The sequence below is a fragment of the Chryseobacterium paludis genome (genome assembly GCF_025403485.1).
GTDB lineage: Bacteria > Bacteroidota > Bacteroidia > Flavobacteriales > Weeksellaceae > Chryseobacterium > Chryseobacterium paludis.
Map to the genome: position 1 here is coordinate 2,153,908 of NZ_CP099966.1, position 14,764 is coordinate 2,168,671.

The following is a 14,764-nucleotide window of genomic DNA, read 5'->3' on the forward strand; positions in this document are numbered from 1 at the left end:
TTCTTTTCAAGGGATATCTTTCTTTCGGGACTATCTATCGATTCCTATTCCCTCATGTATTATTCAGAAGATTTTCAATCAATTAACCTATATTGATAATATAATTTCAACCAGCTGACGCTATTATTTTTAGTTTATTTTCATTAAATTAGATCAGGTGAAAATCATGAATTTTGGCCTTTCATTTTATACCAACGAATCAATAATTAAACTAATTAAAAAACGGACCAGCCGAACACCGTATTTCAAAGTAGGCAACAAAAACACACTTAGATTATGCCCAATTTATTAAAATCATTTAGAAACTCAGTAAAACACTGGTATATCCCACTTATTTTAGGGATTCTCTTTATTGTCTGTGGAATTTATGTATTTTCATCTCCCGTTGAAACTTATTTAGCATTATCCGTTCTTTTCAGTGTATCGTTTATCGTCTCAGGAATTTCGGATATATTTTTCTCTCTTAATAACGCCAAATTTTTAAATGGATGGGGCTTATATCTGGTCACAGGGCTACTCTCCCTCATTATGGGAATCTATCTAGTTTCCTATCCTCATATTTCAATGAGCGTTCTTCCTTTTATAGTAGGATTTACCGTTATGTTCCGTTCTTTTCAGTTATTAGGAATTTCGTTTGACCTAAAAGATGCCCATGTACTTAAATGGGGAAACCTGGCTATTTTTAGTATTTTAGGTATTATATTATCTTTTATGCTTTTGGCTAACCCTATATTCTCTGGTATCTCACTAGTTGTTTTAACTGGTTTATCTTTCATTTTTGTAGGAATTGCTTCCGTAATCCTAGCATTCAATTTGAAGAAAATAAAAGACTACCCCAGCAAACTCAGCAGTGAATTGAAGGAAAAAATAGAATCGCTTCAAAATGAAATTAATGACAGAATGAAATAAAGAAGCTTAAAATAAAAAAAGACTGCTTTTCGGCAGTCTTTTATCTTTATCGTTAAGCAATCACTTTTACCATTCCTTTTATCATTATCAACTTTTCCATCAGTTCTTCTTTCGAGTCAGCCAGCACATTAATGTGTCCCATTTTCCTTCCTGATTTGGTCTCTGTTTTTCCATAAAGATGAACATAGGTTTTTGGAAGCTTTAAAACCTCATCCATTCCTTCATAGATCACTTTTCCAGCATAACCTTCAGCTCCTACCAGATTGAGCATCCCACTATATCCAAAAGCATCCGTATCTGCTAAAGGTAAATTTTTAACCACCCGGTACATTTGTTCAAATTGTGAATTTGCATTTCCCTCCTGACTTTGATGTCCGGAATTATGTAATCTTGGTGCTGTTTCATTTACCCATACTTTGCCATCCTTATCTAAGAACAATTCTATAGCAAAAAGTCCTGGAGAATTAACAGCATTTAAAAATTTCTCAGTGATCAGATTAATCTGCCTTTCAATATCCTCGTTAAGAAAAACCGGGCAAATATTAAAATCTAACAGATTTAATTTCGGATCAGCAACCATCTCTGTAACCGGAAAAGTCTTGGTCTCTCCTTTTTCATTTCTGGCAACAATCACAGAAAGTTCTTTATCAATATCAACAAGACTTTCTATTACAGATGCCTCTTTCCATAAATGTTGATAATCTGCTTCTGTTTTAATGACCTGAACACCTTTTCCATCATAACCACCCGTATTCATTTTCTGAACAAAAGGTAATGACATCATAATTTTTTCATCACTATTCCATACCACCTGAAATTCGGGACTTGGAATATCGTGAGCTTTATAAAATTCCTTCTGAAGGATTTTCTGTTGAATGGTTTTAATGATTTTAGAATTCGGAACGACTTTTACCCCTTGGTTTTCAAGCTCTGCCAATGCCTCAGCATTTACATGTTCAATTTCTATTGTGACAACGTCTTTATCCTTACCAAAATTCAGGACTGTTTCATAATCATTGAAATTTCCCTGTGTAAAATTCGAAATATTGTGACAAGGTGCATCAGAAGCAGGATCCAGAGTATAAAAGTCATCGTCATAATTCAGTGCACTCTGTATCAACATTCTTCCGAGTTGTCCACCTCCTAAAATTCCTATTTTCATTCTATTTTAATTAGATATATTCAATTAAGTATTAATAATCGTTCACCATTTATAATGATAATAGTACGATACATATTCGTCTGTTTAAGACTTTGCAAAGATAAAAATTTTATATCCTACTACCTAAATTTTCACTTTATTCAAATATACTCTAAAATAAGAGGGCCGGCTTTTCAAGCCGGCCCTCTTATTAGGTTATACTTTATCTATTTTCAGATATCCCAGTCCCATTGGATTTTTCTGATCTTCCGTATCTGATTTCTCTAAAACAATAGAATATTTTTCTTTCATTTTTTGTGGAAGAATATCATTGACATTAAAAATATCATCAATATCTACTCCGTGCTTATCATCAACGTGGCTTACTGCACCTTCAAACCCCATTGTCTTATAAAACTCTGTATCTTTTACTCTTTTCACAATCTCCCCCATTGATCGTCCTACCATCAGGTGCTGCTCATGAAACTCTTCGAAAAAGCCTTTTTTATATCCACCCAGGTTTATAAAGTATAATTGATTTTCAGAAACAGAGTCTCTTTTTTCAACAATTTTCACTTCATATCCGTCTGCAAACTTCACTTCCTGATGACAGTCGATATGTATTTTACCATCAGCCTCTTTCCAGAAATCCTTCATATCCGGAACGAGGTCTTTTAAACTTTCTGCTATACCAAAGAATACATCGTGCTGTTCAATATTCCTTCCTGGAGGTGTAGCACCAAGGATAACATAGAATAATTTCATTTCCATTTTTTTATTCACACAAAAATACGTCAAATTTATCTTTTTGAAAGTTTGGCAGAAAACGGCAATAGTTTTATATTTGTATTCATGTCAGAAATCATTATTCTCTTTCTTGGAGCAATTTCGGCCGGCCTGTTAGGCTCGCTTACCGGTTTAGGAGGAGGAGTTATCATTATCCCTTTGTTGACACTGGGTTTCGGTGTTCCTATGCATTACGCAATCGGAGCTTCTTTAATATCTGTAGTAGGTACTTCCTCTGGAGCTGCTGTAGCTTTCGTTAAAGAAGGTTTTACCAATATGAGAATTGGAATGTTCCTTGAAATTGCCACTACGGCCGGAGCCATCGTTGGAGCTCTTGTCTCAGGAATTCTTAATCCCAATACCATCGGAATTATTTTCGCCAGTATCCTTCTGCTTACTGTAATTCTTAATATTAAAGGAAAACCTGATCATCAGGAACCTTTGATAAAAGGAAGCTTAGAAGATAAACTTAAGTTGTATGGAACTTTCCCCGATAAAGGGGTAATTAAAAATTATTCAGCGAGAAATACTATTCCTGGATTTTTTATGATGATGTTTGCCGGTGCAATGTCTGGGCTTTTAGGAATTGGTTCAGGTGCATTGAAAGTATTGGCAATGGATAATATGATGAAACTGCCTTTCAAAGTTTCAACTACGACCAGTAACTTTATGATTGGGGTAACTGCTGTAGCCAGTTCTTTAATTTATTTTCAGAGAGGTGAAATTATCCCTGTTATTGTAGCTCCTGTGTTAGTAGGTGTTGTAGTAGGAAGTTTTATAGGATCTAAAACATTAATGGTTTCTAAAACAAAAAAATTAAAAGTATTTTTTGCTATTGTAATTACTATCCTTTCACTTTATATGATGTATAACGGTATAAATCAAAGTTTCCGATGAGAAAGAATTTCACAGATGTTGATTTGAACCGTTCGGTAGGAAACCTTTTAAGACTTGGGGTTATTCTATCCGTAATTATATCTCTTATAGGATTTATAAAATTATTCCTTGAAGGCTTTAAAATGCCTAAAAACTATTCCTCTTTAGAAACAGGATCTTCTTCAGAAAAAGTATGGAGTCAGCTTTGGGATTCTTTATGCAAAGGCGAAGGCATGGCTATTATCCAGCTTGGGATTCTTGTGCTAATCTTCACTCCTTTAATGAGAATTGTTTTTGCATTGATAGGTTATCTAAAAGAAAAAGATTACGTTTATGTCGTAATCTCATCTATTGTTTTAGCCATTATGGCAATCAGTTTCTTTACAGGTTATGCTCACTAAATTTTACATTTCATAAAATTCCAGAGGAAGTTGGTCCGGATCCTGGGTAAAGAAAAATTCTTTCCCTGTAAATTCATCAATACGAATTCCCTCACAATTGAGACCTTTTTCAATGAGCTCCTGACGTTTCTCATTAACGTTCTCTACAGAAAACGCAAGATGCCTTAATCCACATGATTCAGGGCGTGATGGCCTTTTTGGCGGATCAGGAAATGAGAAAAGCTCTATGACATAATGATCTCCAATAGCAAGATCCAATTTATAAGACTTCCTTTCTTCACGGTATACTTCGCGTATCATATTCAATCCTAAAATCTCTGTATAAAATTTCTTTGAAACATCGTAATTCGAGCCGATAATAGCTATATGGTGAATTTTCATTTTTAAATTATTTGATATTTTCACAATTCTCCTTCCTTCTTGTATCAATAATATACTGAATTTTCCACTTATCATTCTGTTTTACCAATTGAAAACTATTGGCTCCACAATGTGAAAATTTCCCTTTATAATAAAACTGATATGGAGTGAATACACTCGCCAGTTCTCCATCAACATGAATAGATTCTACAATTATCCTCTCATCTAGGTCACCTTTTGAAGCTTTAGAGATCGTAGATATAAAATCATTAATACTATCTGTTTTTACAACCCCACCCTTTGTGATAGTCTGTAGAACTGCGGTTTCAGCAAAAGTTGATTTTAGTAAATTTGGATCTGCATTTTTCATCGCTGAAAAAAGATCCCGGATAGGTTTTTCAATGTCCTTATTTTCAGATCCCTGCCCAAAACAGAAAGAACTAAAAAACATAGCAATAACAAATATTCTATTGATCATATTTTCTCATAGTTTAATTGATTAAAAATAAGAAAAATACCTTTTAAACAAACCTGATTTAAACTAAAAAAAGCCAATTTAATTTGAATTCTTGTAAAAATAAGCTACTTTTATCAACCTATTCTAAGAGATATGTGGAGTGCTTACCTGATTTTAATTGGTTTACTGATCCTGTTAACATTATTACCCAAAATTCAAAATCAGCATTGGATATTTCGGGTTCCTGAATTTGGGAAAATTCAAATCACATATTTTATTGTTATTACCTTCATTTTAGGCTTTTTCTTGGAGTCTTCTGAAAAATTTTGGTATTTCCAGAGTGCCCTATTAATTCTATTTGTTCATCATGGTTCTATTCTTGTAAAATACACTCCGCTCTATAAGGTTAAAAAACATCGTCAACATAATCATTCGTCCCAAAAAATACATTTTGTTTCTGCCAATGTTTATCAGTTCAACACTGATTACAATAGATTCGTTGAACTTATTGAAAAAAGCAAACCGGAGATATTCATGACTATGGAAAGCAATGGTGGTTGGGAGAAAGCATTAAGAATTCTCGAAAAAGATTATCCTTACACTCATAAAGTGACTTTAGAAAACACTTATGGGATGCATTTTTATTCTAAAATCAAAATCAAAAATGCTGTAACACATTATTTCGTTGCTGATGATATTCCAAGCATTGAAATATCCTTGGAAACCGAAGATGGCTTTTCTTTTGTTTTTTTTGGAGTTCATCCACCACCGCCAAGTCCTACGGAAGAAGAAACATCAAAAGAAAGAGATGGTGATCTTTTAAGTATTGCAAAACGAGTAAAAGACATCAAAATTCCAGTTATTGTTGTTGGTGATTTCAATAATGTTGCCTGGTCAAAATCATCTATATTATTCAGAAAAACCAGTCACCTTATCGATCCAAGAATCGGACGTGCCTTTGTTTCTACCTTTCATGCAAAATATCGTTTATTAAGATTTCCGATCGACTTAATGTTTCACAGTGAAGACATTTTTATTAAAGATCTTAAAACCCTGGAAAATTTTGGCTCAGATCATTTACCAGTCTATTGTGAGTTTTTTATAGATCATCATAATGACGGGCAGGAGGAAAGAATTGAAGATGCGACTTTAGAAGAAAAAGCGGAAGCAGAAGAAATGATTCAGGAAGGAAAAAAAGAAGATGGCGAGCGTGATGCTGTGGTTACAGAAGATTAATTTGCTTTTTCAGTGAATAGCTCCTATTGATCGTACATTTTATTATTACCTATTCAAAACACGATAAGAATTTTCGGAACTTTTTGGTGTCAAAAAGGATCCATAAAAAACAGAATTTATCCCTTTTTTATGGTTGGAAACCAAGATATTCGAACCAAAAAACACTTTAACTTCACAAAAAAACGGGCTAAAGCCCGTTTGTATTATTTTTTATGTCATTAAAATTTCATTATATCTTTCACTACCCCATTTTTTTGAGTGTGCTGTAATAACTCTGCTTCAATAAAACTTTTTATTTTTTCTTCAGAACCATCATTTGGAAATAGAAGGTGGACATTTGCCCCTGCATCCAAAGTAAAGAATAATGGTAGTTTCGTGTCTTTTCTAAAATCCCAGATCTTGTTAATTACTTCCATAGTTCCTGCCTTCATCAAAATAAATGCAGGATCACTCATCATCATCATTGCATGAAGAGTTAATGCTTCATGTTCTACTAATTTAATAAAGCTTTCAAGATTACCACTTTTAAGTATTGCCTTCATCGGAATAAAGTTTTCTCTGGCCTCTTGAAATCTTCTTTCGGCATAAGGATTTGTATTCATCAAACCATGCCCTACTGTTGAGGATACACTTTTCTGACCTTCATGGATCAATAAAACCCAGTCATTGAAATCCTTAAAGATCTCGTGAACCTCAGTATTTGGATATTGCACAGCAAATAAATCTGAACTTCCTGAAACCTCATCAGAATCTCCCCAAACCACTAATCCATTGTACAGACTTCTGCATGCACTTCCACTTCCCAACCTTGCCAAAAATGATGCTTTTCGTAGGGAGTCTTCCTGAGAAATATTTCCTGAAAAAGTTTCCTCCAGCTTCATCAGACATTTTGCAATAGCTCCAAACCCAGAAGCTGAACTTGCAATACCAGAGCTGTGTGGAAATGTATTTTCTGTTTTAATACTATATTTTCCTTTTAAAATCCAAGGTAAATATTGTTCTATATTTTTAAAGTATTTTTCTATTTTTTCAGCAAACTTTACTTCTTCAATTCCCGACAAAAAAGTTTGTACAGAGAAAGCTTCATCAGCCAGAAATTCTATGGTCGTATTTGTTTTACAATGATTAAGAGTATAGCTGATACTTGGGTTTGCAGGAATCTGATTTGCATATTTCCCCCAATATTTAATCAGTGCAATATTTGATGGACAGCTTTCTGAAACCATCTGCGAATGAATGGTATAATTTTCTTTTCCTAGAAATTCTTGTGTTGTCATAATTTAATTTAAATGTGCCATATCATTTCAATAAAAATCATCGAATGGTGGCTACCTACTAATACATCTTCTCAATAATATCTTCATATCTCTTCAGAACTACATTTCTCTTGATCTTCAAAGTAGGAGTGATTTCCCCCGTGTTAATATCAAATTCTGCAGGCATAAGGGTGAATTTTTTCACCTTCTCGAAATCTGCCAGATGCTCCTGTAGTTCTTTTATTTTATTTTTATAAAGATCGATAATTTCTTCTTTTTTAACAATTTCTTCCCAACTGGTAAATGGAATATTATTTTTCTTGATATAGTCTTCTAAAAATTCAAAATTAGGAACTATTAAGGCTGAAACAAACTGTCTTCCTTCAGCAATCAATACAATCTGCTGGATATAATTATTATTGGTCAGCAAATTCTCAATCTGTTGTGGGGCAATATATTTCCCATTGGAAGTTTTCATGAGATCCTTGATCCTATCTGTAATGATCAGATTTCCGTTATCATCAAATTTTCCAGCATCCCCGGTTTTAAACCACCCATCTTCCGTAAATACCGCTTTCGTTTCTTCAGGTTTATTATAGTAGCCTTTCATAATCCCATTTCCTCTGGCCTGAATTTCATCATTATCGCTAATTCGAACCTCAACTCCGGGTAAGGGTTTCCCACTGGTAGCATGTTCAAAATGAGTTAAGGGAAAAAGAGTTAACGTAGCTGTAGTTTCAGTAAGACCATATCCTACTGTCACATGGATTCCTACAGATTCAAAGAATCGGGTCACTTCAGGAGATAAAGAAGCTCCGCCACAAGGTAAAAACCATAATCGTCCACCCATTTTCTCTTTGATCTTACTAAAGACCAACATATTGGCAATGGATTCTTTAATTTTCAATCCAAATGGAGCAGGATGATCATTTCTTCTTAATTCGGCTGTTTGTTTACCAACTTCTAAAGCCCAATTAAAGATCTTTTTCTTAAATGGTGAGCTTTCTGCTGCCATATCATTTACTCCAGCATAAATCTTCTGGAAAAATCTTGGAACCGCACACATCATTGTTGGCTTTATTTCCACTAGGGCTTTAGCAATATTTTTAGGATCTTCTAAAAAATAAACCCTTGCCCCTCCATACAATGAAAGTAAGCTCCAGCTTCTTTCAAAAACGTGGCTTAATGGTAAAAATGCCAGTGAAAGTTCTTCTTCGAAATTTTTAAACTTAAAAAACTCAAAGTGGGCATCAAAAGCCTTTACAAAATTACCGTGTGTAAGCATTACACCTTTAGGAGTTCCAGTGGTTCCGGAAGTATAAATCAATGTAGCTACATCTTCATATTCCTTTTTAGAGATTTCCAATTTTGGAGACGCCTTTGCAATAAAGTCTTCCAAATAAGATGCATTTTCTTTTTTTATCCAGACTGCTTTTTTAGTGACAACAATGGTCTGAAGATCATTATCCTCTTTACTTAACAGTTCAAAACAAGCATCATACTGAGCCTGATCTCCTACTAAAACAGCTTTAGCCTGAGAATCCCTGATAATATATTCCGCCTGTTCTGCATTGTTGGTAGAATAAATTGGTACCGTAATGGCTCCGATAGACAATGAAGCCAGATCAAACATCATCCATTCAGCAGAATTGTCTGAATAAATAGCCACTTTATCATTTTCCTGGATTCCTGCATTTTTAAGCGCATTGGCAGTTTTAAAAATCATTTCGCTGAATTTTTTCCAGCAAAGTTCTTTCCAAACCTCTTTACTTTTAAAACCAATTGCTGACTTTAAAGGATGCTTTTCTATATTTTTACTGATAATAGCCTCTGCAAGATTCATTTATTTATTCAGCTTTTTGTCGTTAATGTAATTATTGAGATGAAAATCAATACTATCTTTTACGGGAATGAATTGATAATTCAACTTTTCTTTAATTCTTTGACTGGAAATGGTGTTGAATGAAGTGATAGATTCAATATTAGATTTTGTAACCATCTTTAATTTAGGAATCAACCAACCAAAGAGTATATTGGCTGTTCTTCCGGCATTAAGCTCTGCTTGGGATAAAATCCGGGCGTCTTTTAATCCTAGTTTTTTACGGATATAATTACCTACTTCTGCATATCTTTTATTTTCAGAGACCAAGATAAAACGTTCACCAAAAATGTTATTCTCCATAAGTTCTATAGAGATCCTGGCAACGTCCCGAACATCAACGTATGATGAACCACCAGAAAATGTAAAATTATTTTTCTCAAAAGTTGAAAAAAGCTCACCACTGCTTTGAGTCCAGTTTCCACTGCCTATGATAATAGCCGGATTGATGATGATCGTATTTAAACCTTCCGCTGAAGCTCTCCATACTTCCATTTCTGATAAATGCTTAGAAATGGCGTATGCAGGATGATCAATTTTTGGATTAAAATCAGAATCTTCGTCAAGCTCTCCTTTTTCATTGAAGCCGTCTAAAACAGCCACAGAGCTTACATGTAGAAATTTTGTTACCTGAGAACCTTCACAGGCAAATAAAAGACGTTCAGTACCTTTGATATTTGTATGGTACATCTCCTTTCCATCTTGTGGATGAAAACTTACTTTTGCGGCGCAGTGATACACTTCATCTACTCCTTTCAAAGCATTTTCCAGTGAATTGATATCGTCAAAATCAACATCTATCCATTCGATCTTGTTAAAAAAATCATCTGGATTTTCAGTATAAAACTGATACGAATGTCTTACTTCGTTTAAATTACTTGTGGGTCTTTTGGCGCCTCGTACATTTTTACCTCTCTTAAGAAGTTCTAAAATAATTACGCGGCCCAAAATTCCGGTTGCTCCCGTTACAAAAACCATCAATTATATTCCTACTTGATTGTTGACTAAATTATGATAATATTTTTGATTCAGCAATTCTCAGCTGCATCCTAAAAATGTGAAAAAATACTTTTGCAAATTTGCGATTTTTAAAGCACAATTCAGCTTAATTTCATCAATATTATCAGTTTAAATATATTCTTAGAATAGTTATTGTAACGGAAAACCGGCTTTATAAAAATTTACTTTTTAAGCTAAAACCATATTATTTCTTCTCGGTGCCTTGTCACACAAAACATCAGCAATACTTTTAGAAATAAGATTCTCTTCCGTTAGATTATCCAACCAGAAAAACTCACCAGCACCATTAATTTCAATGAAATAATATTCATCATCAGGAGATACAATAATATCCAATGCACCGTAATCAACATTATAAACATCCAGAAGTTCGAGAACTTTAGTTTCAATATCTTTAGGAAGATCTGTTCTCACCCATTTATCGATAAGATTCACACCATCTTTTCTCCAGTCTACTTTTGCATCTTCAAATTGTTGCGAATCGATCTCAAAAGCGTATACATCTCTGCCTACAACAGTCACTCTTAATTCTCTTTTCTTTTCGATTTTCGTCTGAAACTGCATCGGACAATAGAGTAAAGTATCCAATTCTTCCAGTTTCTCTTCTCCAATAACATTCGTAAAGACCACGTTCTCTACACCATCTTCATAGATTGCAAAACCAGCCTGCATCTTCCCTATCACATTCTTGTGTTTAAGGATAAAGCTTCTTGCCTCATCAGGGTTATTGGTAATACAGGTTTCAGGAATTTTCAATCCGATTTTATCAGCAATTTTCAACTGTTCTTCCTTACTGTCTAATCTTCTGTAGACACTTGGTTTTCCCAAAGCGTACGCATCAATAGATTCTAAAAATCCAAAAAGTGTTGTGCGAATTTCACCCATTGCTGCACCATAAAATTTAGCATCAATTTCTTCTTTCAGGCCCTCCCCCATATTATAGGCTCTTCTATACCATACAGCAGCAATATCATCTAAACGATGTTTAGCAGTAGGAGTTTCGAGAATGCTGATCCATTTTCCATCCTGGAAAGTGGTTGATAATTTATTTTGTAGAGGATATAAATCTACATCAAAACGAATAACCTCAAAGCCATTTTTTTCAATATATTCTGTTACTTTTAGAATTGAAAAATTATCTCCAGTATGGGTTATTATTAAAATTTTATTGTTCATTGGTTTTCATTCTTTTTATAAGGTTATCGGCAATGCTTTCCGCAATAGGAAAATCTAATTCTTTTTGTAACATTCCCCACTCTCCTTGTGGGTTTACTTCAAGGAAATAATAATTTCCATCTCTCCCTTTTATCATATCAATGGCGCCCATATAAAGTCCCATTTCTTTCATCATTCCGGAAAGATGAGCTTTAATATCTTCAGGCAATTCATAAGGTGACCAAAAATAATTTCCTTGATTGACACGCCAGTCAGCATGTTCACTATTATTGATCTTTCCTGTAAAAAAATCACCATCCACATACATGATTCTTAATTCATATTCTTTTTCAATATAAGGCTGAAAAATCATAGGGCAGTAAGCGATATCAGAAATTGATTCTAAATTATCTTCATCAATTATTGTCGTAGAAAGTAAATCTTCTCCGCCCATCGATTTTGAAATGACCCCATGAAGTTTTGCGACTGCTTTTCCATTACAATGCTCATGGAAAAAAGCAGTTATTTTTTCTTTATCATTCGAAAACAATGTTTTTGGAACCGTTAAATTATTCTTTTTTGCTATTTTCAGTTGATACAATTTATTTCCATCCACTTTTTTTTCTTCTTCAAAGGGATTGATCCATGGGACATGCTCTAAAGCTGTGTAAAGATTATATCGCAAACTTCCATATTCATTTACAAAAATTTTCACATAATCATTATCCAACTCTTCCGGAATACTGATGCGCCAGCCTTTTCTGTGCCAAACCGCTTTAATATCATTGGAACTGACTGTATTTCCATACTCATCTGTCAATTCAAATGAATTTTCGTTAATACTGACTTCCTGAAGATGGTTCACATGATCTGAATTCAATCTGAAATATGGAATATTTTTAGAGGAAAGATATTCGAAGAAAATATCAATGTTATAAAAATCATTGGAGTGAGTGATACAAAGAATCATTTATTGCTTTTTATTAAAAAAGGAAACTTAGAGTGTAAGTTTCCTTTAATTATGATTTGTAAATATTGTTATCTATTATATAAACAATTCATTATACTGTTGGAGCATCATCATCCCCATCAGATGGATATTTCATTGTATGAGCCATATCTAAAGTTGGCTTTGTAACAACATCTCTTTCTGGAATTGTAATGTCTGGTCCACCGCCTGTTACAGATTGAGGATCTTTTAATTGTTTCTCAAGAAATGATGCGAAAAATGGTTTTTTCTTTGAACTCTTGTTTTTCATAATGTTTTAATTTGGTTTGACTTAATATTTTGTTGAAATTTGATTAAAAATGATCGATCGGTAAAGATGGATCTATAGGATGAAGAGGTCCGCCTTCATCATTATCAGAAGGATACTTCAATGTAACATTATCATTTCTTACTGTTGTTACATTATCTGCTAAAACAGAAGTAATGTCATCTTTTGAAGGAATAGTAATTACATCTCCGTTAATGGAAGTAATAACCCCGCCTCCGGTTACTTTCTCAGGCTCTTGAATTTGTTTCTCTAGAAAAGAAGCAAAAAATGGTTTTTTTAGTTTTTTTGGTTTCATAAGTAAATATTTTTAACTTTTTTGATAAATCTAAAGTACAAAATTTTCACATTCAAAAAAATAAATCACTCTTTTAAGAAAATTTTAACAACATAAAAGACAGAGTATCAAATTAATCCAACCCTAAAAATTTTTTAACAACCATACTAAAATCCACAGGATTATCGGCCTGAACCCAATGAGCTGCATTTTTAACCGTCACAATTTTCGCCTTTGGAAACTGTTGTTTAATTGCATATTCATCTTGTGGAAGAATGTAATTGGATTTTTCTCCGGCAATAAACAATGTCTCTCCTTCAAAAACTCCAAATTTTATCGCATTGGAAACAAACTCATTATATTTTTCAGATAGTGTTTTAAGATTAAATCTCCAATTCAATTTTTTATTATCATCCCAATACAGATTCTTAGCCAGAAACTGAATGGTCGATTTTTCTGGGATATACTGAGTTAATACAGCTTCTACTTCATTTCTTGATCCCACTGTATTGAAATCAACAGTTTCCAAAGCTTTAATAATTCCCTGATGATGTGGAGGGTATGCTTTTGGAGAAATATCAACAACAATTAACTTTTCAACTTTTTCCGGATATTTTATGGCAAACTGCATTACCGCTTTACCACCTAAAGAATGTCCTAAAACGTGGGCTTTTTTTATTCCATAATGATCCATATAATTGGCAATATCATCTGCCAGGTCATCATGTGACATACTTTCTGAGTGGAAACTTCGTCCATGATTTCTTAGATCCAAAAGATGAACCGGAAGATATTCTCCCAGATCCTTTCCAAAACTTCCCCAATTGTCGAGCATTCCAAACAAACCATGGAATACTAATAAAGGTGTAGACGATTTTTCTTCGCCAAATATTTTTGAATGTAAAATTTCCATAATTCTTTTTTAAGATTTTAAATTTCAGACCACAGATTCCAGAGGATCAGTATACTTTATATTTAAAGTCTACTATCTGACACCCGGTATCCAACATCTAAATTTACCACTTTGCTAATCTCTTCAGATAGGCCTGAACCGTATTCTCCATTCCCATATACAGGGCTTCAGAAACTAAAGCATGCCCGATAGAAACTTCTAATAGATTAGGGATCGTATCAGCAAAATATTTTAAATTTTCAAGACTCAGATCGTGTCCTGCGTTTACACCCAATCCGAATTCACCAGCAGCAATTGCTGTTTCAAGATAGGGCTTTATAGCTTGTTCTTTATTTGTAAGATAATCTTTTGCATACGCTTCAGTATACAGCTCTATTCTGTCAGCACCTGTTTTTGCAGCATACTCCACCAGTTCAGGTTTTGGATCTAGAAAAATTGAAGTACGAACTCCTGCATTTTTAAACTCAGCAATTATTTCTTTTAGAAAATCTAAATGCTTTTTGGTGTCCCAACCCGCATTGGAAGTTATAGCATCATCCGCATCCGGAACAAGAGTAACCTGTTCAGGTTTCACCTCCAGCACCATATCGATAAAAGAACGGTGTGGGTTTCCTTCAATATTAAATTCTGTGGTTACTAAAGGCTTCAGGTCATAAACATCTTTTCTTGTAATATGTCTCTCATCTGGTCGTGGATGAATGGTAATTCCCTGTCCTCCAAACTCCTGAATTTTTATTGCTGCTTCTGTAACGCTTGGTGTTTCGCCTCCCCTTGCATTTCTTAAAGTTGCAATTTTATTAATGTTTACGCTTAGTTTTGTCATT

At 33.9% G+C, this 14,764-nt stretch carries 17 protein-coding genes; 4 read left to right on the forward strand and 13 right to left on the reverse strand.

Annotated features, from left to right (window positions below; genetic code table 11):
- The first annotated feature begins 276 nt into the window (after positions 1 to 276).
- Positions 277 to 909 (forward strand): HdeD family acid-resistance protein, encoded by a 633-nt coding sequence (locus NG806_RS09525; RefSeq protein ID WP_214826916.1) that lies wholly within the window; start codon positions 277 to 279, stop codon positions 907 to 909.
- Positions 910 to 961: 52 nt separating this feature from the next.
- Here NG806_RS09525 and NG806_RS09530 read toward each other — a convergent pair whose 3' ends face one another.
- Both NG806_RS09530 and NG806_RS09535 read right to left on the reverse strand, forming a co-directional pair.
- The gene (locus tag NG806_RS09530; protein WP_261512852.1) at positions 962 to 2,071 is read right to left on the reverse strand and encodes a 5-(carboxyamino)imidazole ribonucleotide synthase; all 1,110 of its coding nucleotides are present in this window, start codon (positions 2,069 to 2,071) and stop codon (positions 962 to 964) included.
- 195 nt (positions 2,072 to 2,266) lie between these two features.
- On the reverse strand, positions 2,267 to 2,815 hold the full coding sequence (locus tag NG806_RS09535) for a DUF1543 domain-containing protein (protein ID WP_261512853.1): 549 nt from the start codon (positions 2,813 to 2,815) through the stop codon (positions 2,267 to 2,269).
- Positions 2,816 to 2,902: 87 nt separating this feature from the next.
- Between NG806_RS09535 and NG806_RS09540 the strand changes: the two genes are divergently transcribed.
- On the forward strand, positions 2,903 to 3,733 hold the full coding sequence (locus NG806_RS09540) for a sulfite exporter TauE/SafE family protein (protein ID WP_214826926.1): 831 nt from the start codon (positions 2,903 to 2,905) through the stop codon (positions 3,731 to 3,733).
- Positions 3,730 to 4,113 (forward strand): DUF1634 domain-containing protein, encoded by a 384-nt coding sequence (locus NG806_RS09545; protein WP_214826927.1) that lies wholly within the window; start codon positions 3,730 to 3,732, stop codon positions 4,111 to 4,113. The genes NG806_RS09540 and NG806_RS09545 overlap by 4 nt, the downstream gene beginning before the upstream one ends.
- A gap of 3 nt (positions 4,114 to 4,116) precedes the next feature.
- On the opposite strand, the gene gloA2 is transcribed toward NG806_RS09545, so the two are convergent.
- Positions 4,117 to 4,494 (reverse strand): SMU1112c/YaeR family gloxylase I-like metalloprotein, encoded by a 378-nt coding sequence (gene gloA2 / locus NG806_RS09550; RefSeq protein WP_261512854.1) that lies wholly within the window; start codon positions 4,492 to 4,494, stop codon positions 4,117 to 4,119.
- 7 nt (positions 4,495 to 4,501) lie between these two features.
- Positions 4,502 to 4,951 carry a nuclear transport factor 2 family protein gene (locus NG806_RS09555; protein WP_261512855.1) on the reverse strand — a complete coding sequence of 150 codons (450 nt, stop codon included), beginning with the start codon at positions 4,949 to 4,951 and terminating at the stop codon, positions 4,502 to 4,504.
- Positions 4,952 to 5,083: 132 nt separating this feature from the next.
- On the opposite strand from NG806_RS09555, the gene NG806_RS09560 reads away from it, so the two are divergent.
- Positions 5,084 to 6,166, forward strand: a complete 1,083-nt coding sequence (locus tag NG806_RS09560; RefSeq protein ID WP_261512856.1) for an endonuclease/exonuclease/phosphatase family protein — start codon at positions 5,084 to 5,086, stop codon at positions 6,164 to 6,166.
- Positions 6,167 to 6,384: 218 nt separating this feature from the next.
- On the opposite strand, the gene NG806_RS09565 is transcribed toward NG806_RS09560, so the two are convergent.
- The 9 genes from NG806_RS09565 to NG806_RS09605 form a co-directional block, all read right to left on the reverse strand.
- Positions 6,385 to 7,443, reverse strand: coding sequence for a diphosphomevalonate/mevalonate 3,5-bisphosphate decarboxylase family protein (locus tag NG806_RS09565; RefSeq protein WP_214826930.1), 1,059 nt, complete (start codon positions 7,441 to 7,443; stop codon positions 6,385 to 6,387).
- Positions 7,444 to 7,501: 58 nt separating this feature from the next.
- A complete protein-coding gene (locus NG806_RS09570; RefSeq protein ID WP_261512857.1) occupies positions 7,502 to 9,265 on the reverse strand; it encodes an AMP-dependent synthetase/ligase in 1,764 nt (587 codons plus the stop codon).
- On the reverse strand, positions 9,266 to 10,279 hold the full coding sequence (locus NG806_RS09575) for an NAD-dependent epimerase/dehydratase family protein (RefSeq protein ID WP_214826934.1): 1,014 nt from the start codon (positions 10,277 to 10,279) through the stop codon (positions 9,266 to 9,268).
- A 210-nt stretch (positions 10,280 to 10,489) separates the two neighbouring features.
- Entirely contained in the window at positions 10,490 to 11,497 is a 1,008-nt protein-coding gene (locus NG806_RS09580; protein WP_214826936.1) for an MvdC/MvdD family ATP grasp protein, read from the reverse strand.
- The gene (locus tag NG806_RS09585) at positions 11,487 to 12,446 is read right to left on the reverse strand and encodes an MvdC/MvdD family ATP grasp protein (protein WP_261512859.1); all 960 of its coding nucleotides are present in this window, start codon (positions 12,444 to 12,446) and stop codon (positions 11,487 to 11,489) included. Before NG806_RS09585 ends, NG806_RS09580 begins: the two co-directional genes overlap by 11 nt.
- A 91-nt stretch (positions 12,447 to 12,537) precedes the next feature.
- The gene (locus tag NG806_RS09590) at positions 12,538 to 12,735 is read right to left on the reverse strand and encodes a microviridin/marinostatin family tricyclic proteinase inhibitor (RefSeq protein WP_214826943.1); all 198 of its coding nucleotides are present in this window, start codon (positions 12,733 to 12,735) and stop codon (positions 12,538 to 12,540) included.
- A gap of 43 nt (positions 12,736 to 12,778) precedes the next feature.
- The gene (locus NG806_RS09595) at positions 12,779 to 13,048 is read right to left on the reverse strand and encodes a microviridin/marinostatin family tricyclic proteinase inhibitor (RefSeq protein ID WP_214826944.1); all 270 of its coding nucleotides are present in this window, start codon (positions 13,046 to 13,048) and stop codon (positions 12,779 to 12,781) included.
- Positions 13,049 to 13,160: 112 nt separating this feature from the next.
- Entirely contained in the window at positions 13,161 to 13,940 is a 780-nt protein-coding gene (locus tag NG806_RS09600; RefSeq protein ID WP_214826945.1) for an alpha/beta fold hydrolase, read from the reverse strand.
- 103 nt (positions 13,941 to 14,043) lie between these two features.
- A complete protein-coding gene (locus NG806_RS09605; RefSeq protein ID WP_261512861.1) occupies positions 14,044 to 14,763 on the reverse strand; it encodes a pyridoxine 5'-phosphate synthase in 720 nt (239 codons plus the stop codon).
- Position 14,764: the final 1 nt, after the last annotated feature.

Coding starts and splice junctions, on each gene's coding strand:
- NG806_RS09585 (WP_261512859.1), bottom strand. CDS start 12,446: ATGATTCTTTGTATCACTCACTCCAATGATTTTTATAACATTGATATT.
- NG806_RS09525 (WP_214826916.1), top strand. CDS start 277: ATGCCCAATTTATTAAAATCATTTAGAAACTCAGTAAAACACTGGTAT.
- NG806_RS09570 (WP_261512857.1), bottom strand. CDS start 9,265: ATGAATCTTGCAGAGGCTATTATCAGTAAAAATATAGAAAAGCATCCT.
- NG806_RS09565 (WP_214826930.1), bottom strand. CDS start 7,443: ATGACAACACAAGAATTTCTAGGAAAAGAAAATTATACCATTCATTCG.
- NG806_RS09600 (WP_214826945.1), bottom strand. CDS start 13,940: ATGGAAATTTTACATTCAAAAATATTTGGCGAAGAAAAATCGTCTACA.
- NG806_RS09535 (WP_261512853.1), bottom strand. CDS start 2,815: ATGAAATTATTCTATGTTATCCTTGGTGCTACACCTCCAGGAAGGAAT.
- NG806_RS09540 (WP_214826926.1), top strand. CDS start 2,903: ATGTCAGAAATCATTATTCTCTTTCTTGGAGCAATTTCGGCCGGCCTG.
- NG806_RS09590 (WP_214826943.1), bottom strand. CDS start 12,735: ATGAAAAACAAGAGTTCAAAGAAAAAACCATTTTTCGCATCATTTCTT.
- NG806_RS09530 (WP_261512852.1), bottom strand. CDS start 2,071: ATGAAAATAGGAATTTTAGGAGGTGGACAACTCGGAAGAATGTTGATA.
- NG806_RS09595 (WP_214826944.1), bottom strand. CDS start 13,048: ATGAAACCAAAAAAACTAAAAAAACCATTTTTTGCTTCTTTTCTAGAG.
- gloA2 (WP_261512854.1), bottom strand. CDS start 4,494: ATGAAAATTCACCATATAGCTATTATCGGCTCGAATTACGATGTTTCA.
- NG806_RS09605 (WP_261512861.1), bottom strand. CDS start 14,763: ATGACAAAACTAAGCGTAAACATTAATAAAATTGCAACTTTAAGAAAT.
- NG806_RS09560 (WP_261512856.1), top strand. CDS start 5,084: ATGTGGAGTGCTTACCTGATTTTAATTGGTTTACTGATCCTGTTAACA.
- NG806_RS09555 (WP_261512855.1), bottom strand. CDS start 4,951: ATGATCAATAGAATATTTGTTATTGCTATGTTTTTTAGTTCTTTCTGT.
- NG806_RS09575 (WP_214826934.1), bottom strand. CDS start 10,279: ATGGTTTTTGTAACGGGAGCAACCGGAATTTTGGGCCGCGTAATTATT.
- NG806_RS09580 (WP_214826936.1), bottom strand. CDS start 11,497: ATGAACAATAAAATTTTAATAATAACCCATACTGGAGATAATTTTTCA.
- NG806_RS09545 (WP_214826927.1), top strand. CDS start 3,730: ATGAGAAAGAATTTCACAGATGTTGATTTGAACCGTTCGGTAGGAAAC.